This window comes from Paenibacillus sp. SC116 (assembly GCF_024733555.1).
Classification (GTDB): domain Bacteria; phylum Bacillota; class Bacilli; order Paenibacillales; family Paenibacillaceae; genus Paenibacillus_B.
In genome coordinates this window covers 1,029,605-1,047,635 of the sequence record NZ_JANIOF010000001.1, presented here as the reverse complement: position 1 = coordinate 1,047,635, position 18,031 = coordinate 1,029,605, and the positions used below count along the sequence as shown (strand labels likewise).

At 43.2% G+C, this 18,031-nt stretch carries 14 protein-coding genes; all 14 read left to right on the top strand.

The window, feature by feature from the left end; translation table 11 throughout:
* Nucleotides 1-3 precede the first annotated feature (3 nt).
* The 14 genes from leuD to NQ117_RS04220 all read left to right on the top strand — a co-directional run bounded on the left by leuD (nt 4) and on the right by NQ117_RS04220 (nt 17,945).
* Nucleotides 4-618 carry a 3-isopropylmalate dehydratase small subunit gene (gene leuD, locus NQ117_RS04285; RefSeq protein ID WP_258276755.1) on the top strand — a complete coding sequence of 205 codons (615 nt, stop codon included), beginning with the start codon at nt 4-6 and terminating at the stop codon, nt 616-618.
* 412 nt (nt 619-1,030) lie between these two features.
* The gene (locus NQ117_RS04280; RefSeq protein ID WP_258276754.1) at nt 1,031-1,924 is read left to right on the top strand and encodes an NUDIX hydrolase; all 894 of its coding nucleotides are present in this window, start codon (nt 1,031-1,033) and stop codon (nt 1,922-1,924) included.
* Nucleotides 1,921-2,481, top strand: coding sequence for a riboflavin biosynthesis intermediates N-glycosidase (locus NQ117_RS04275; RefSeq protein ID WP_258276753.1), 561 nt, complete (start codon nt 1,921-1,923; stop codon nt 2,479-2,481). Before NQ117_RS04280 ends, NQ117_RS04275 begins: the two co-directional genes overlap by 4 nt.
* 1 nt (nt 2,482) lies before the next feature.
* Entirely contained in the window at nt 2,483-3,310 is an 828-nt protein-coding gene (locus NQ117_RS04270) for a TIGR02452 family protein (RefSeq protein ID WP_258276752.1), read from the top strand.
* A gap of 4 nt (nt 3,311-3,314) precedes the next feature.
* Nucleotides 3,315-3,500, top strand: a complete 186-nt coding sequence (locus NQ117_RS04265; protein WP_258276751.1) for a hypothetical protein — start codon at nt 3,315-3,317, stop codon at nt 3,498-3,500.
* A gap of 99 nt (nt 3,501-3,599) precedes the next feature.
* Nucleotides 3,600-3,755 (top strand): P-loop NTPase family protein, encoded by a 156-nt coding sequence (locus NQ117_RS04260; protein WP_258276750.1) that lies wholly within the window; start codon nt 3,600-3,602, stop codon nt 3,753-3,755.
* Nucleotides 3,756-3,964: 209 nt separating this feature from the next.
* The gene (locus tag NQ117_RS04255; RefSeq protein WP_258278165.1) at nt 3,965-5,467 is read left to right on the top strand and encodes an N-acetylmuramoyl-L-alanine amidase family protein; all 1,503 of its coding nucleotides are present in this window, start codon (nt 3,965-3,967) and stop codon (nt 5,465-5,467) included.
* Between the two features lie 72 nt (nt 5,468-5,539).
* Nucleotides 5,540-6,127, top strand: a complete 588-nt coding sequence (locus NQ117_RS04250; RefSeq protein ID WP_258276749.1) for a GerMN domain-containing protein — start codon at nt 5,540-5,542, stop codon at nt 6,125-6,127.
* A 127-nt stretch (nt 6,128-6,254) separates the two neighbouring features.
* Nucleotides 6,255-9,002: an S-layer homology domain-containing protein gene (locus tag NQ117_RS04245; RefSeq protein ID WP_258276748.1), complete on the top strand. Its 2,748-nt coding sequence runs from the start codon at nt 6,255-6,257 to the stop codon at nt 9,000-9,002.
* A 139-nt stretch (nt 9,003-9,141) separates the two neighbouring features.
* Nucleotides 9,142-9,792: an endonuclease III gene (nth, locus tag NQ117_RS04240; protein ID WP_258276747.1), complete on the top strand. Its 651-nt coding sequence runs from the start codon at nt 9,142-9,144 to the stop codon at nt 9,790-9,792.
* Between the two features lie 47 nt (nt 9,793-9,839).
* Nucleotides 9,840-10,112, top strand: a complete 273-nt coding sequence (locus tag NQ117_RS04235) for a hypothetical protein (RefSeq protein ID WP_028593596.1) — start codon at nt 9,840-9,842, stop codon at nt 10,110-10,112.
* 116 nt (nt 10,113-10,228) lie between these two features.
* Complete coding sequence (locus tag NQ117_RS04230) at nt 10,229-14,041, top strand: dynamin family protein (RefSeq protein ID WP_258276746.1); 3,813 nt, start codon at nt 10,229-10,231, stop codon at nt 14,039-14,041.
* Between the two features lie 272 nt (nt 14,042-14,313).
* Nucleotides 14,314-16,086 carry an ABC transporter ATP-binding protein gene (locus NQ117_RS04225; RefSeq protein WP_258276745.1) on the top strand — a complete coding sequence of 591 codons (1,773 nt, stop codon included), beginning with the start codon at nt 14,314-14,316 and terminating at the stop codon, nt 16,084-16,086.
* Nucleotides 16,083-17,945 carry an ABC transporter ATP-binding protein gene (locus NQ117_RS04220; protein WP_258276744.1) on the top strand — a complete coding sequence of 621 codons (1,863 nt, stop codon included), beginning with the start codon at nt 16,083-16,085 and terminating at the stop codon, nt 17,943-17,945. Before NQ117_RS04225 ends, NQ117_RS04220 begins: the two co-directional genes overlap by 4 nt.
* Nucleotides 17,946-18,031: the final 86 nt, after the last annotated feature.

Below are 18,031 nucleotides of genomic sequence, written 5' to 3'. Positions count from 1 at the left end.
CAGATGCAACCATTTATGAAACTAACAGGGCTCGTTGCTCCTGTAGACCGAGTCAATGTTGATACAGATGCTATTATCCCTAAGCAATTTCTGAAGCGAATTGAACGCAGCGGCTTCGGCCAATTCTTGTTCTTTGAGTGGAGATTTGATGAGCAAGGAAATACGATTGAATCGTTTAATCTGAATAAACCACGCTATCAAGGCGCATCGGTGTTGCTGTCGAGAGCAAACTTTGGATGTGGTTCTTCACGTGAGCATGCTCCATGGGCGATTTTGGATTTCGGATTCCGTTGTGTAATTGCACCATCGTTTGCAGATATTTTTTATAACAACTGCTTCAAAAATGGTATTCTTCCTATTAAGCTTTCAGAGGAACAGGTAGAGGAGTTATTCCAACGTGCGGATAAGCATGAAGGCTATCAACTACAAGTCGATTTGGAAAACAAGTCGATTGCAGATGAGTATGGTCTTTCTTATTCCTTTGATCTAGATGAGCATCGTCGTCAATTTTTGCTGCAAGGCTTGGATGATATCGGTTTGACGCTGAAGCACGATGACAAGATTGGGGCATATGAAGAATCGCATCAAGCTCGTTTGGCTTATCCTGTTCAAGCTTAATTTTGGGTGACAAGAACATAGGGACATTAAAAACCGCATAAAATGCGGTTTTTTTGTTTATATCATCATCTCCATTAATTGAGGAGCGAGTTATAGAAGGTGCTTTCGAGTTGTTGATGAAAGGCCGACAAAGAGAGTGCTCATGTGTACTGTTCAACTATATGGAGAGTTTAATCTATTCAGAATTAGATAACAACAAGGTGACTTCAGTGGCTCAATTATCTATGGTTGAAGCTGCGAGACTTATAAGTGAAGTGACCCTGTTAGGATTGGAGATTCTGTAGAACCATTGTTATTTTACGTTGAAGATTTATTGAAGTAAGAGAATTAGCCTTTACAAGATGTGGATAATCGTGTATTTTGATATTAACAAATTGATAATAACTAAAAGATACTAACAGGTGGTGGCGATATGGAACAAAGGGATATGAACGGATTTACCGAGCAAGAGTTTTTGAAGCAATACCGAGCGGGTGATTATGAACGCCCCTCTGTTGCGACGGATATGGCGATTTTCACCGTTACGGACTCAGAAGAGAGTAACTACCGCAAGCTGCCGAAGAAAGAGCTGCGAATCTTGCTTATTCAGCGTGGCGGGCATCCTTATCTGGGCAAATGGGCACTGCCAGGTGGCTTTGTTCGTCCTACGGAGACGACGGAACAGGCAGCGCTGCGTGAATTGAAGGAAGAGACGAATGTGGACAATGTCTACTTGGAGCAATTGTACACATTCAGCGAGCCGGGGCGTGATCCGCGTACATGGGTTATGAGCTGTTCCTATATGGCGCTTATAGATAGCTCAAAGGTACAGGTTAAGGCTGGGGACGATGCAGATAAAGCTTCATGGTTCAGCGTAAAATTCCGTTTATTGAAGGAGCAGAAGGAGCTTTTGGATGATGGATTTATTAAGACGAAGCAGTATGAGTTAAAGCTTACTGGTCATGATGTGACGCTAACATCCGTGGTGGAGTGCACGATGACATCGACGGAAGCTGCATCTGCTATGGAATATACAATTGTCTCGAATGAAGGCTTGGCTTTCGATCATGCCAAAATCATTAGTTATGCCATTGAGCGTCTGCGGGGGAAGGTAGAGTATACGGATATTGCGCTGCATCTAATGCCGAAGCTGTTCACCTTAACGAACTTGCAGCAAGTGTATGAGGTAATTCTAGACAAAGAATTGCTGAAGGCGGCATTTCGCCGTAAAGTCGCTCATCTCGTGGAAGAAACGGATCACTATACCGAAAATGCCGGGCACCGTCCATCACGGTTGTTCCGGAGAAATCGTGAGGGGATAAAATGATTTACTCTTTAGAAGAGCTGCAGAAGTCCTATCAGGCGGGCAATAAATATAAGTATTTATTTTTCTGGGGACATAGGGCTCCTGCTAACGGCAGTATCAATCAAAGCTGCTTCAGTCAGTGGCGGAAGTGTTCGTTCACTGTCGATGGCCTGTCATACAGCTGTACCGAGCAGTTCATGATGGCCGAGAAGGCAAGGTTGTTTCACGATGATGAAATGCTGGAGAAGATTATGAATGCTAAGCACCCAAAGGAAATGAAAGCCTACGGCCGTGCGGTAAGAAACTTCGATAAGGATATATGGGATCGTAACTGTTATGACATTGTAAAGCGGGGCAACTATGCAAAGTTCTCACAAAATTTAGAGCTGTGGCGTTATTTGAAAACGACGAAAAATAGAATATTGGTAGAAGCTAGTCCGACGGATCGGATTTGGGGTATTGGAATGGTTCAAGGAGATCCCGCCGTAAACAACCCAATGAAATGGAGAGGAACGAACTTACTAGGGTTTGCTTTGACTAAGGTGAGGGATCAGTTATTAGAGAAGGAAGGGGAGTAAAATGAGTCGCAAGCAAATTGCACAGGATACGCTTCGTTATATGAAGCAGGGATATTATGAAATAAAGGGACAGAAGGTAGAGTTCTCTAGTCTGCAGAAATATTCAGAGGATAACAGTATTCTTATCACACCCGAGCAGGGAATGACAATGGTGCGTGGTTGTGAACCTCTGGCAGAAGGGAAACGAGCGGAACAGCGTGTTGCTAGAGAGGCTACGGTAAAATCCATACTAGACTTTGCTAACAGAGGGATTAGTGGAGTGGGGGTACTTAACTTCGCAAGTGCGAAGAATCCTGGGGGTGGATTCCTGAACGGTGCTATGGCGCAGGAGGAGAGTCTGGCTGCTTCCAGTGGCCTATATCGAACTCAACTACGTAATGAGGAGTATTATTTGGCTAACCGTGCTTGCAATACAATGATGTATACCGACTATGCTATCTATTCTCCCGATGCTGTATTTTTTCGAGATGAGCGGTTTAAATTGCTGGAGCAGCCGGTAACAGCTTCTGTATTGACACTGCCTGCCGTTAACTACGGACAAGTGTTATTAAAAGGCGAAGATAGCAACGAAGCTAAGCGGGTGATGAAGAATCGGATGCGTCTTGCTTTGGCTATTTTCGCGAACAGAGGAGATAAATACTTGATTCTTGGAGCGTACGGCTGTGGTGTATTCAGCAACAATCCAGTTGAGGTGGCTGGATGGTGGAAAGAACTGCTCGAAGATGAAGGCTACAGCAAGTTATTTGATGAAATCGTATTTGCAGTTCTGGATAACACAAAGGGTGGGTCCTGTATCCGAGCATTTGAAGATGCTATTGGCAGAGGGTGAGCAGGTGACATTAAGTAAAAAAGGATCTAGAACAATCACTGTAGAAAATGAACTATACAGCTGGGCGATTTCCGCTAAAGGAAAAGGAAGCCTTGTATTAATAATTGGACATAGGATGGAAAAAGGTCAGAAAATTGAAGTGCATCTACAATCGGATATTAATGATTATTGGACTGAATTCCCTCATTAGAGGATGATCGCGATGACGGATTGGGTTGCAAGAATGATGGGAAGCACAAGAAATTGAAGAATAAGATTATTCCGTTTAGTTGATATAAGAAGGCGTAGAATGAATAGCTTATCCGTAGTCATGCAGCGGCGGGTTATTTTGGTGCAGGCTTTTTTAGGTGCGCCTTCTATTATTGTTATGGATGAACTATTGAAAAATGTTAATCCATTCGATGTGGAGAGACTGAGGACGATGTTTGCATTATATGCAGGTTAAAATACGATATTCATTACAGAACGTGATCCTAACGCTTGGATCACAAACCAGCATTTAACAATGAAATCTAGTGAGTTGTATGATAATACCACTTATTAAATTCTCGCAACTTTTTGCATTATTTCACGTCTAAGCTTACGTCTGTATCTTTGAAATTGTTCTCATAAGTTCAAAGAGACAGAACAACCTGAAAGGATGTAGAGGTGAAGATGCAGCGAGAAAGAAAGTTATGTGTTAGTTTGTTCTTGGTTATGGTAATGTGTCTAGTATTTCCTAGCTGGACACAGGCGCAAGCAGCGCCAAGTTTGTACTTGAATGGGAGTTCCTTACATACGACAGAATCGATTCAAATCATTAATGGCGTGGTAATGGTTCCTATTCGTATTGTATCAGAAGAGTTGGGTTACCGTGTCAATTGGGAAGGTGGAAAGGAGCAGAAGGTCCGTATCTCTGACAACTACAAAGATATTACTTTGGAAATTGGTCATAAAAAGGGATATGTGAATGGTCAAGTGATTGACCTTGCTGTAGCTCCTAAGGCTGTAAATGGGACAACCCTAGTTCCGCTTCGGTTTATTGGTGAAACGTTTGGATTAGTAGTTGATTGGGAACACGAAACGAAGTCCGTGTATTTGTTCACCTCTGATGGAAGTGGCAGTGAAGTTCCTGAACCTCCAACGAGTCCAGGTGAAGGCGAAGATGGCACTTCGACTGGTAAACCGGGCTCAAATGATACTGAAGTCATTGATATGAATTTCTATGAGAACACGTTACATGTTGCTCTGGATCGAGAAGTTACACCTAAGATTATGACGATGAGTAATCCAGAGCGCATCGTTATAGACTTTCCTAAAGCAAACTTTTCAGAACAGTTTAGGGAGAAGTTTGGGTTCGAGGATCATATGGGACAAGGCACATTCTCAATCTCCGATTATCCAGATGTGAAGCAAGTTCGATTCTCGCTCTTCAGCAATTCTCCGAACACGGTTCGCTTTGTCATTGATGCGACACAAGCTCTTAGTTATCGCGTGAGCACATCTGCTCAAGGTTTGGTATCGATAACTCTTGAGCATGATACAGGTCAAGGTAATAATAACGGTGGAGGAACAAATGGTGGCGATGGCGGCTCTGTGAAACCGCCAGTTGATCCTTCGAAACCAACACGTCCAGATGGCAAGTATGTGGTCGTACTTGATGCAGGGCACGGGGCGCATGATTCGGGTGCTGTAAGTGTCAAGAAACGTTACGAGAAGGATTTCAACTTGCAAATGGCGAAGAAGACAGCAGAGATCCTTCGCAAGGACAGTCGTTTCCATGTGGTAATGACTCGTGAAGAGGATAGATTCCTTGAGCTTAAGGATCGCGTTAAGATTGCAAATGATCTAAAAGCTGACTTATTCATTTCATTCCATGGCAACAGTATCGCCGTTCCTAGTGTAAATGGTGTCGAGACGTACTATTATCGTCCAGAAAGCAAAGCTTTTGCTGAGGTGATGCATAAACACATCATGAATGGTGCGGATATGCGTGATCGCGGCGTAAAGAAAGGTAACTTCCATGTTATTCGCAACACGACAATGCCTGGTATATTGCTAGAGCTTGGCTTCCTGACGAATGTAAGCGATGAGCAGAAGATGTTCAGCGCCGAATTCCAAAACCGAGTGGCAGGGCAAATTGTTAAGGGTATTAAAGATTATCTCAATGTAAAATAGTTCTTCTTAATAAATTTGCAACCTGAGCATATGTTGAAACGTTTATTATGGTATAGAAGGAGGTCATGTTATATGAAACGTGGGAAATGGATCATTCTAGCTACACTAGTGCTCGCAATGAGTATTGTATCTGCTTGTGGCAATCAGTCGACTGCACCTGCTCCGGCAGAACCGCCAGCGACGACAGGTCAGAATCCTACACCAACACCTGGTGAGAAGACTCCTGTACAGCCTGAGCAGAAGCCAGAGGAAACACCGAAACCAGAGAAAAAAGAACAGACGATTAAAGTATATATTTCTGATGATCAGTTGATGGAATTGAAATCATACGATAAATCGTTCTCTTATACGAATGACAAGGAAAGATTTGACGCTGTATTAGCGGCATTGCAAAAAACGGACGTGCCTAATACGTATGCATTGTGGGAGCAAATTCAATTCAAGTCTCACAAGTTCGATAACGGTACATTAACAATTGACATTCATATCCCTGAAGGAGCAAACCTTGGTTCAGGCGGAGAGCAATTTGCTCTTGATGCTTTGACACAAACCTTGTTCCAGTTTGAAGATGTTAAAGCCATTGATATTTTAGTAGATGGTCAAGCAACAGAGAGTTTGATGGGGCATGTGACATTGGAACACCCAATCAAGCGACCGTAGAGTGATGTTTAATAGATAGTTAAATAAGTATGACAATCAACAACAGGGGCAGGAGATGCCCCTGTTGTTGTCGAATAAGTACACATTTGGACGATTTTAGATAATTAGGTGATTAAGGAGATGCGTCATGGTAAATCAAACTCGTAAGCCAATCCGCATTGCTACAAGTGCGATACTGGCTTTATCGTTAACGATGTCAACCGTTCCTGCAGCATTTGCAGCTGAGGCTACTTCAACTGCGACTAAAGCAAATACGACTGGTTTCAGTCCCATGTTTTCAGACTTGAAGTCTGGGCATTGGGGTGAAGCTCATATACATAAACTAGCAGCACTTGGTATTTTGAAAGGATATAATGGCAAGTTCCGTCCGGATGATCCTGTTACCCAACAAGAAGCAATTACGATAGCACTTCAATATATGAATGTGAAGAGTGAGCTGCCGAATGCTGATGAGGTTGTGCTCCCAGAAGGTATTAAAGTAGGTAATCATTTTAAGCCGTATGCAGCATTGGCAATTCAAAAGGGATTGATTAATAAGACCGAGGAAGTAGCAGCGCTTGACCCGAAAGCAAAAGGAACTTGGGGGGAGCAAAAAGCTACACGTGAATGGGTTACTAAAATCCTTGTTCGAGCAATGGGTAAAGATACTGATGCTCAAGAAGCGATGAAACAAGCAACAACATTTGCAGATAACGGTGATATTTCTGCTAATGCGCTGGGCTATGTGAATGTGGCCACACATTTAAAGCTTGCGAATGGTATGGACAAAAATCGCTTCCTTCCGAAAGATATAGTAACTCGTGCGCAAATCGCCTCTTTCTTCAGTCGTGGTGAGAGCGTTCTTGATATTCAATATGCAAATGAATACCATGGTATTTCTGGTGGTATCACAGATAACTCCATTCGTTTGTTTAATCAAGACAATCAATGGGTTAACTATCGTGTCGATGCGAAAACGGTATATTATAGCAATGCTAAGCCTATTGCGCCTAAAGATATTCCAGCTTATACAAAAGTTCGTGTTATCGGAGAAGCTAACAATGCAGCTTATGTAGAATTGCTAGATGCAGCGCCTCAAGTGGAAAATGTACAAGCTACGTTGAAATATGTGGTGCCATCTGAGAATAAGCTCTATTTGAAAGTAGCAGGAAGCGAAGACTTGCAACAGGTAAAATATGAGCAAAACACGATCTTGAAAGATGCGAGCGGAAATACAATCACAGTGGACAAACTGACAGCGGATTTAGAATTGACTCTTATGCGTGAAACGTTCTCTGAAGATCGTCGTGTGCTTGAAATTCAAGTCAAATCAGGTCCTGTCAATAAGTCTGCTAAAGGTACAATTACTGAAATTAATAAAACAACTCGCAATGTGACGGTTAAGCTTGAAAATGGTGCAAGCGAAACGTTCCGAGTAGATGAGCAGGCTGTCGTTAGTTATGCGAATCAGCTGTTTAAGTTTGAAGATTTGAAAGTGAACGATCCGATTACGTATACAGTTAAAAATAGTGTCATTACTGGAATCACGTTAAATAGTTCGCCTTCCTATACGATTGACGGTAAGATTCAAGCGATGGGGCCAGCTAAGACGAGCATTACCATTTTGAAGGACGACAATAGGCTGGAAGCGAAGATGATCGCTCGCAATGTTGAAGTTGTCATTAATGGTATGAAGCAAACAAGTGTGGATAACTTGCTTGCTGGAGAGTATGGAGACCGTGTTAAATTAACAATTGACGGTGAAGATAAGGTTACTCGTATTGAGGTACTTAGTCGTAAAGTAGAGACGCTTATCGGTGCTCAGGTAGAATACTATAATGCTGAGAAAAAATTACTGACGGTTATTGCCGACAATATCGGTGTTAAGAGCTTCTATTTAACGGATGATACGAAATATGAGTTGGATGGTAATAGCATTATTGGAGCAGCTGTTATTCCAATGTTGAATGGCAAGCGCAAAGTAAACATTCAGTTTACTGGCGACAAAGTGCTTCTTGTGTCATTTGCTCATAAATACGAAGGCACGATTGTCAATGTCAGCACATCTTCTCGTACTATTACATTGAAGCTTGCTAACGAGCAGATCATTACGCTTCCATACTCGACTAACTTATTCGTTGTTGATGTATACGGAAAAAGTGGAGCGACGTTAGCTGACGTTAAACCTGGAAATGAAGTGACTGTCGTATTGTCGCAAGATCAGTCGAGTGCGATGTCTATGTCGGTGCGTTCCTACAAGCAGTTCGAAGTAGCAGCGGCAAATACATCCACAGGTCGCGTAACATTACGTGATACAAGTCGACAGGTTGAGGAGCATTCTGTATTGTCGGTTCCAGTATACGGATTAAACAATGAAAAGCTTTCCGTATCTGACTTGCGTACAGATGACGTTGTCAATGCCGTCTTTAATGGACGCAGCTTGGTAGAATTGCGCAAAGTAGCAGTAAATACAGGTCGTGTTGAATCAGTTGATGTGAATGCAGGCATCGTTACGGTCAAAGATTACAAAGGTCAAACGTCCACTCATCCAATAAATAATGGTGTGACCATAATTGCAGCCAATGGTACGACAACTAATAATCCATCGGCGTTACAAGTGGGAGAACGTATCGAGATTCGTAAAGACGCCAATAATGCTACCGTCTTGAAAGTGATGCAAGGTGAGAAGCATAACTTCTGGAAATATGATGCGAATACGAAGGAATTGTTTGTACAACGTTCCAGCGTGAGCGGTACGCAGCCTCGCCTCGTTGTTTTGCCAGAAGCGCTTGTTCATAGTAAAGGTCAGACACTAAATTGGTCTTCATTTAAAAATGGTGATAGTATTACAATTTATCTTATGAATGGCAAAGTCGTTGAAGTAGAGAAAAACTAGTTTAACGGACGAAAGAGCTTGGTCATCATAGGCCAAGTTCTTTTGACTTTTTATTGACGTTATGCGACATTTACTAGCCATAAGAGCTTGTAGCATGATATAATATATTCTTGGGTAAGAAAAGAAGAGAGGGATTTAAATGGCTACCAGCGCACGTGTGCGCCGCATATTGGATACGTTTGGGGAAATGTTCCCGGATGCGCATTGTGAATTAACTCATTCCAATCCATTTGAGTTGACGATTGCGGTTTTGCTCTCTGCGCAATGTACCGATGAGATGGTCAACAAGGTCACGATTGATTTGTTCCGCAAATACAAGCGACCAGAAGACTATATTGCAGTGCCTCTAGATGAATTGGAACAGGATATTAGACGAATTGGATTATTTCGAAATAAAGCGAAGAACATTCAGAAACTGTGCCATATGCTACTAGAGAGTTATGATGGTGAAGTTCCGCGTCAGCACGACCAATTAACAACATTGCCAGGAGTAGGGCGTAAGACTGCGAATGTCGTAGTCTCGAATGCTTTCGGTGTGCCTGCGATTGCAGTTGACACACATGTTGAGCGTGTATCTAAGCGCTTAGGCCTTGCTAATGATGAAGATAGTGTGTTGGAAGTTGAAAAGAAACTTATGCGAAAAATCCCGAAGCAGGAATGGACGGATACGCATCATAGACTTATTTTTTTTGGAAGATATCACTGCAAAGCTCAGTCCCCGCGCTGTGAAGTATGTCCGTTGCTAGAGATATGTAAATTTGGCAAAAGGCGTATGAAAGCAGCTAAATGAAGAAAGAATGAGTAATATACTATTTACACGGATAGGTGGCGATCGAAATGAAGTGCATCTCAGTATATACGGATAGCTTCGAACAATTCTCGGATATATACTTGAAGTTGCTGGAACAACCTGTCCAAGACGATGAGGAAATCGAAGTGGACGGCGTAACGGTGTATGGAGCAGGCAGTGTGCCTGAACAATATGTGGATCGGATGAAGCAGAAAAATAATGTAGTTGTCATGCGCGACAAGCATCAAGGCATTATTATTCTACAGCATGCTAAACAGTTTGAAATTCTTCTCCCTGAAGAACAAAATATGGTACACTAATAACCGAGTTTGTAGGCAACATGAAAAGCCGAGCATACTCGGTTTTTTCATGCAAAAAATCGATTTACCATGTCTTGCTAAAAGTCATGGAGCTTATAGATGGGGGAATGGGTATTGTGCATAACAGGGATCGCATCTCAGAAACGCTTCAATCCGTAGTACATTCAGGTACAGATTCAATAAGCTTCGATAAACAATTGGAAGAGCTAGCTGTTCAGTTAGAGGCAGCTGGAAATTCTGCTGGATCATCTAAAATGAAAGAAGTAGCTGCTAAATGGCGGGAGCAATCTTTATACATTGCGATGTGTGGTCATTTCTCAGCAGGCAAGTCAACCGTAATTAACCGGCTAAGTGGTCGAGCATTGCTTCCGTCCAGTCCGATACCGACAAGTGCCAATATTGTTGAGGTGCGGTATGGAACAAGTCGTGCCGAGATATATCGCCATAATGCAGAGGGCGGAACCTCCGCGGAGCAGATTCCTCTAGCGCAGCTGCAGGCTGCTTGCCGAGATGGAGACCAGATCGAACGGATTGTTCTGTTTGAAGAGGTAGAGTGGCTCCGTCAGGGAGCTGTATTGCTTGATACGCCTGGTGTTGATTCTACGGATGACACTCACCGGGCAGCAACAGAATCAGCTCTACACTTGGCTGATGTTGTCGTTTATGTGACGGACTATAATCATGTGCAATCTGAGTTGAATTTTACTTTTGCCAAAAAAGTTGCTGACGCGGGCAAACCGCTTATATGGATTGTGAATCAAATTGATAAACATCGTGAACAAGAGCTGTCATTTAAAAGCTACCGTGATAGTGTAGAGTCTGCTTTGCAAGCGTGGAATATTGCTCCAGCAGCTATTTATTATGTTTCGATGCGCCAGCCTGAGCATCCGTGCAATGAGTGGATGGCAGCGCAAACGGCGCTCAGCTTGCTGGTCGAACATCGAGCACCATTTGTGCAAGTTGGAGCTGTAAGGGCCTCTCAAGAGATTGTGAAAGAATATGAGGCGTGGGCTAGTCAGCCGATAGCAGAGGCACGAGAGCAATGGGAAGAGCAAGTTGGCGGCAAGGAAGCTGTACAGGCGTTGCAAGGGGAGTATGATGCCGCAGCATCCCAATTGGAGCAATTGCGAGGTCAGAACACAAAACAGCAAAGTGAATGGATGCAAGCGCTAATACGACTTCTACGTGACGCGAACTTAACTCCTGCTGTGCTTCGTGATGCAGCACAACAATATTTGGACAGTCGCAAGCCTGGTTTCAAGGTAGGACTCCTCTTTACTGCAGGAAAGACAGAAGCGGAGCGGGAGCGCCGTCTGGAGCAGCTTGCTGCAAAATGGAATGAGGAACTGCGTGCACATGTATATGCGCATTTGTTGCCTATGTATCGCACGCTTGCTCGTGAAGCAGGAGTGGATGAGCGCCTATCGGTTCAAACGCTGGAGGATAAGCTTCCTCAATTTACAACTGATATGCTCAAACAGCATGTACAGGAATCTTCTGTAGGCAGCGGCGAGTACACGATGAATTACTGCCAATCTCGTGCTGAAGAGATGAAGGCAGCAGTACGGCGCACGGTGCTCGCAGGCTCTGATCAATTATTTGAGCAAATAAGCGACAGAGATTCTGGATTGATTCATCAGCAAGAGAGTCAGTTTGAACATATGAAACAGCAACTCGCTGCACTGCATCAATTGGAAGCTCGTTTAAACGAAGTAAAGCTAAACGTGAATCAACTGCAAGCTCAGCTGAATCATGACAGTAAAGATAATAAAGAAAAAGATGATTTGAAATCGCTTCAGCACGTAATTCATTCTGTTAGGGAGCAAGCTTGTAAGATAGTCGAAGCGAGACGGAATGAATTTGATGAGCAACAGGCTCAGGGTAGTGTGGATCAAGCGTTAGAGCAGATGGCAAATACAGATGAAATGTATATTACATCTGTCAGCACGGAGATGAACCCACAGGCTGATGGTGCAGAGGGGGAAGCACTTTCCGCTGACTCGGTATTGGAACCAGCTAACGTGCGGAGCGGTATTGCTGCTGCAGTAGAAGCGTTGCGCTCAACTTCAAAGCAATTGGAACGTATCGAATCGATGACCGCGCTCGCAGCTGACTATCGCAACAAAGCAGAGCGGCTCGCCAATAACCGCTTTACAGTTGCGTTGTTTGGAGCATTTAGTGCAGGTAAATCATCGTTTGCTAACGCGCTTATTGGTGCTAATGCCCTGCCTGTTTCGCCTAATCCAACGACAGCAGCGATTAATACAATCACGGCACCAACCGCAGAGCGGCCTCATGGTACTGCCTTGATTCGATTGAAGAGTGAACAGCGACTTTTGGAAGATATGCGCTATGCTTTGGTACAAATGGGTGATGCTAACGCAGTTCATTATTCATTAGAAGAAGCTATCGCTTCATTATCGCGTTGGAATCCTGACATGCTGCATCCTTCTGGACGCCCGCATTACAGCTTTATTCAAGCTATTTCGACAGGGTATGTTCATGTTAAAGAGCATATAGGCAAAGAAATACTTGTTGAGGAAGCAGAATATCGGTCTTATGTAGCAGATGAATCTCGTTCTGCTTTTGTTGAACATATTGAATATATGTATGACTGTGAATGGACACGACAAGGTTTCGTATTCGTGGATACCCCTGGTGCAGATTCTATTAATGCGCGGCATACAGGAGTAGCCTTTGAGTATATCAAAAATGCGGACATGATCTTGTTTGTGACTTATTATAACCATGCATTCTCTCAGGCGGATCGACAATTTCTAACGCAGCTTGGTCGAGTTAAAGATGCATTCGAAATGGATAAAATGTTCTTTATCGTCAATGCAGCAGATCTCGCCGCAAGTAAGGACGAGTTGGAAAGTGTTATGACCTATGTAGAAGGCAGGTTGCTGGAATTTGGAATTCGTTCGCCAAGATTGAATGCAGTATCCAGTTTGCGTGCGCTTGAAGGTAAATTGGCAGACAATAGAGCCCAAATTCGAGCAGCTGGCTTTGAAGCGTTTGAGGAGCGGTTTATGTCATTCGCAGTGAATGAACTAGCTGCAATGAGTATGGAGCGAGCTTATGCTGACATTCAGCGTGCACATGCGCAGCTTCAAGCTTTGGAGCGGGCAGTGTTATCTAATGCGGCAGATCGGGAACAGCAGCAACAACAAATTGCTCAATCTTGGTCTGAGGTTGAACACCAATTGAGTTTATTGGCCGACACCGATGAAAGCCGATCCATGACGCAAGAATGTGAAGAGCTGCTGTATCACGTACGTCAGCGCATTCAATATCGTTTCAATGACGGATTTGCGTATGCCTTCAATCCTGCATCATTGCGAGCTGATCAGTCCGACCTTGATTTGGCATTGCGGCTCGCATTCCAAGATTGGAGACGTCATCTGGAAGTAGAGCTAACGAATGAAGTATTGGCTACCAGCTTGCGCTTAGAACAGCATGCGAAGCGGCTTATCGTTCAGCATATTGGAGATGCTTCCTCCTTTATGATGGCTAGGTTCGAAGGATATGTTTACGAGTGGCCTCGATTGGCTTCTTGGACTACACCTCATGTGGAAGCCAAGCTGCCTCAACTCCAAATGGAAGTCAAAGAGCTGCGTAAATGGTATAAAAACGCGAAGCATTTCTTTGAAGCGGGTGGGCGTGATAGCTTGAAGCAGCATTTAGAAGTGATGTGCATGGAGGCCATGAAGATTGAGGTGCACAACATGCAACAGCTGCTCATTTCGCATATAACATCTTGCTTCCACGAAGAAATCAGTCAACTAGAAAATGAAGCGAGAGAAGTATGGCACGCACACTATAATCGATTGCGCTCGGTTACGTCCGATACGATCTCGATAGAAGTGCTTCAAGATGCGATTCAGCAAGTTCAGCAAGTGAATCACCAGCGAGAAATGAGCGTATAAAAATATGTTTTCTGTCATTCTTATATTTATTTGATATGAATGGCTCTAGCTACTGCCCCGATATATCGGGGCAGTTTGTGCATAACGAAGGAATATGGATATTATCTGAGAAAATACAATGAATTAAAAGAAATATATGGGTATATATATGCAAAATCTCTCAATATCGCACATTCCGCTTAAATTTGCGATAATGCGCGTTTTGCTGTTGCTACAAGCTGGTGTTAAACTCCGATAATACATAACACAGGAGTAGGAGGAGGGAGGTTGCCATGAATATTTTTGGTCAATTACGTCCGTACTATTGGTCACAAAGGAAAATGATACTGGGATCACTGTTATGCTTAGTTGTAGCAACGGCGCTTGGTCTTGTTTATCCTAACTTACTGCGCATCCTTATCGATGACGTCATTGGAAAGGAACAGTTTCATTGGGTCCCTTGGTTGGCTGGAGCAGTCGTTCTCGTCGTGTTGCTAAAAGGTTCGATGCAGTTTCTGCACGGATTTTTAGGAGGGAGAGTAGCTAACCATGTTGCCTATGAGATGCGAAATGCTTCTTATGAGAAGTTGCAAACGCTATCTTATCGGTACTATGACAAAGCGCGTACTGGAGATTTAATGTCAAGGCTAACTGCTGATTTGGAAGGAATACGATTGTTTATTGGATTCGGCTTTGCGCAATTATTGAATTTGTTCTTAATGGTAGTATTCGGAGCTGCGATGATGATGTCACTCAATTGGAAGCTCACTTTGATTACAATGGTTACGATGCCGATACTGGTATTTACGGTATCCAAGTTCCAAGCCAAAATTCATCCTGCCTTTCAAGAAATGCGTCAGACGTTTAGTGAGCTGAACACAGCAGTTCAAGAAAACATAACAGGTATGCGTACGGTAAAATCATTCGCGCGAGAAAAGCACGAAGTGGATAAATTCTCAAGCCGCAATGAGGCGTACAAAAACAATCAGCTTCGCGCAGCAAACCTGTGGGGCGGATATTTTCCGGTAATGGAGCTTCTATCCTTATTATGTGTGGTTCTGCTTCTTACTGTAGGTGGAACGATGGTAATAAAGAAACAGTTGTCGCTCGGGGAACTAGTCGCATTTTTCAGTATGATATGGTATATCATCGGCCCGATGTGGGGAATTGGGTTTCATATTAACAACTATACGCAAGCGAAGTCTTCTGGCGAGCGCATATTGGAACTGTTAAACTCCCATATCGACATCCAAAACAGTGATACTCCTTATGTGTTGGATAACAATAAGGTGGAAGGTCATGTCGTATTCAACAATGTCTCCTTCAAATATGAGGAAGAAGCAGAGGCTGTGAGCCAAATTGATTTCGATGCTACCCCTGGTAAAGTAATCGGCTTGATGGGAGGCACGGGGGCTGGCAAATCTACCATTATTCAGCTTCTTATGCGAGCTTATGATGTGAATGAGGGAGCTATAACGCTAGACGGTAGAAACATCAAAGACATTGAAATTACGAGTTTGCGCAGCCAAGTTGCAATCGTATTTCAAGAGACGTTCTTATTCTCTTCAACGATACGAAATAACATCGCTTATAGCCGCAATGATGTGAGTATGGACGAGATTATTCGCGTTGCGAAGCTGGCTCAAGCGCATGATTTTATTATGGAGCTTCCATTAGGCTATGATACGCTAGTTGGGGAACGTGGACTTGGGTTATCAGGCGGTCAAAAGCAGCGTATTGCGATAGCACGTGCATTGTTATGTGACCCTAAAATTTTAGTGCTGGATGATGCAACGAGTGCTGTCGATATGGAGACAGAGCATTCGATACAGGCAGGCTTCCAAGAAGTGATGAAAGGTCGTACCGTATTTATTATTGCCCATCGTATTTCTTCACTGCGACATGCTGATGAAATTCTCATTTTGGATAAAGGCAAGGTTGTTCAGCGTGGAACACATGAGGAGCTTATTCAGCAACATGGTATGTATCAAGACACGTATCATATTCAATATGCAGATTATTTAAACCTTGCGAAACAAGGGGTTTATAGTGAGGTGAGCTCATGAGGACCACAGCAAATGCATCATCTACAGAGCATGAATCAGCAGCACATGCCAATGAGGTGAAACAACAACCTTCGCGATTTTTTTATCCGGATGATGAGCTTATTGAGAAACCGTTTAACTGGACTCAAATGCGCAGGCTGTTCGCGTATATGCGGCCGTACCGGCGTCAGCTGCTGCCTGCACTAATCGTACTCATCATAATAGACACGCTGACGAAGCTGTCCATACCGTTTCTCATTAGTTATGCGATTGACTCGGCCATTGCGCCCCAAAATATAGATCCATCCTTAAGAATGCTTTATATTGTGGCTGGTACTGTACTTGGCTTGTACATTGTACAATGGGCTGCAAATACATATCGCATTAAGTTCATGAGTATGATTGGACAACGCATTATTTATGATTTGCGTGCTGATTTGTTCAAGCATATACAGACGTTGTCTTTCCGTTTTTATGATAAGCGTCCCGCAGGTTCTGTACTTGTACGTATTACGAATGATGTGAACTCCTTGCAAGATTTGTTTACCAATGGGGCCATAAACGTTTTAGTTGATTTGTTCCAATTGGTAGGAATCGTCATTATACTAATGTTCTTGAATGTGAAATTGGCAATTGCGGTTATGATTACAGTACCCATAATGTTCGTTGTGTCTACTCGCTTGCGCCGTCATATCCGCATGGCTTGGCAGGATGTTCGAATTAAACAATCTCGCATTAATTCTCATTTAAATGAAGCCATTCAAGGGATGCGAGTGACGCAAGCTTATGCGCAAGAACAAGAGAATATGAAATTTTTTGATAAAATGAATCGCGTCAATAAAGCTTCTTTCGACCGTGCTTCCATGATGAATCAAACATTCAGTCCGATTATCGAGGTTACGAGCGCAATTGGTGGATTTATTTTGTTCTGGTATGGTTCTCATTTAATCCAAGTTGGAGTTATTACAGTTGGGGTATTGTTTGCATTTGCTCAATATGTAGGTAACTTCTGGGAGCCAATTAACCGTCTTGGCATGATGTATTCCCAAATGTTAATTGCTATGGCTTCTTCTGAGCGTATATTTGAGTTTATGGACGAAAAGCCAAATATTGATGAAAACAAAGAATCGAAGCAGCTTCCTGTTGTTAAGGGAGACATCCAGCTCGATAACGTTGTGTTCGAATATGAAGCTGGTAGACCTGCGATTCGTAAGATTTCATTTGATGTAGAAGCGGGGCAATCCATTGCACTTGTTGGCCATACAGGTTCAGGGAAAACGACCATTATCAGCTTAATCAGTCGTTTCTATGACCCAACTGAGGGACGCGTGCTGGTTGACGGCCATGATATTCGAGATGTGCAACTGAACAGCTTGCGAACGCAGATTGGTATTGTTATGCAGGATACGTTTATATTCTCAGGTACGATTCGCGACAACATTCGCTTTGGGCGACTAGATGCAACAGATGAGGAAGTAGAAGCAGCTGCAAGGTCTGTTCATGCTCATGAGTTTATTGAGCAACTGCCAATGGGCTATGATACAGAAGTGCAAGAGCGTGGTACTGCTCTTTCTATGGGACAGCGGCAGTTGTTGTCGTTTGCTAGAGCGTTGCTCGCAGATCCGAGAATTCTTATTTTGGATGAGGCAACAGCAAGCATTGATACCGATACGGAAATTAAAATTCAAAATGCATTGAAGACGTTGCTCAAAGGGCGAACATCCTTTATCATCGCTCATCGTTTGTCTACGATTCGAGATTGCGACCGTATAATTGTACTGAATCAAGGTGTTATCCAAGAACAAGGCACGCATGATCAACTGATGGACAAACAAGGTACGTATTATGGTTTAGTAGCAGCGCAATTTAAATACATGTAATCATGTGCTGAACGTCGTTAATTACCATGGCATAGTTGAGTCTTATAAGATAAGAAGCTGTCCTACCCCATATACTGGGTGAGGGG

Bases quoted from the DNA above. Each gene is read 5' to 3' on its own strand.
- leuD (WP_258276755.1), top strand. From the start codon at position 4: ATGCAACCATTTATGAAACTAACAGGGCTCGTTGCTCCTGTAGACCGA.
- NQ117_RS04280 (WP_258276754.1), top strand. From the start codon at position 1,031: ATGGAACAAAGGGATATGAACGGATTTACCGAGCAAGAGTTTTTGAAG.
- NQ117_RS04275 (WP_258276753.1), top strand. From the start codon at position 1,921: ATGATTTACTCTTTAGAAGAGCTGCAGAAGTCCTATCAGGCGGGCAAT.
- NQ117_RS04270 (WP_258276752.1), top strand. From the start codon at position 2,483: ATGAGTCGCAAGCAAATTGCACAGGATACGCTTCGTTATATGAAGCAG.
- NQ117_RS04260 (WP_258276750.1), top strand. From the start codon at position 3,600: ATGAATAGCTTATCCGTAGTCATGCAGCGGCGGGTTATTTTGGTGCAG.
- NQ117_RS04255 (WP_258278165.1), top strand. From the start codon at position 3,965: ATGCAGCGAGAAAGAAAGTTATGTGTTAGTTTGTTCTTGGTTATGGTA.
- NQ117_RS04250 (WP_258276749.1), top strand. From the start codon at position 5,540: ATGAAACGTGGGAAATGGATCATTCTAGCTACACTAGTGCTCGCAATG.
- NQ117_RS04245 (WP_258276748.1), top strand. From the start codon at position 6,255: ATGGTAAATCAAACTCGTAAGCCAATCCGCATTGCTACAAGTGCGATA.
- nth (WP_258276747.1), top strand. From the start codon at position 9,142: ATGGCTACCAGCGCACGTGTGCGCCGCATATTGGATACGTTTGGGGAA.
- NQ117_RS04235 (WP_028593596.1), top strand. From the start codon at position 9,840: ATGAAGTGCATCTCAGTATATACGGATAGCTTCGAACAATTCTCGGAT.
- NQ117_RS04225 (WP_258276745.1), top strand. From the start codon at position 14,314: ATGAATATTTTTGGTCAATTACGTCCGTACTATTGGTCACAAAGGAAA.
- NQ117_RS04220 (WP_258276744.1), top strand. From the start codon at position 16,083: ATGAGGACCACAGCAAATGCATCATCTACAGAGCATGAATCAGCAGCA.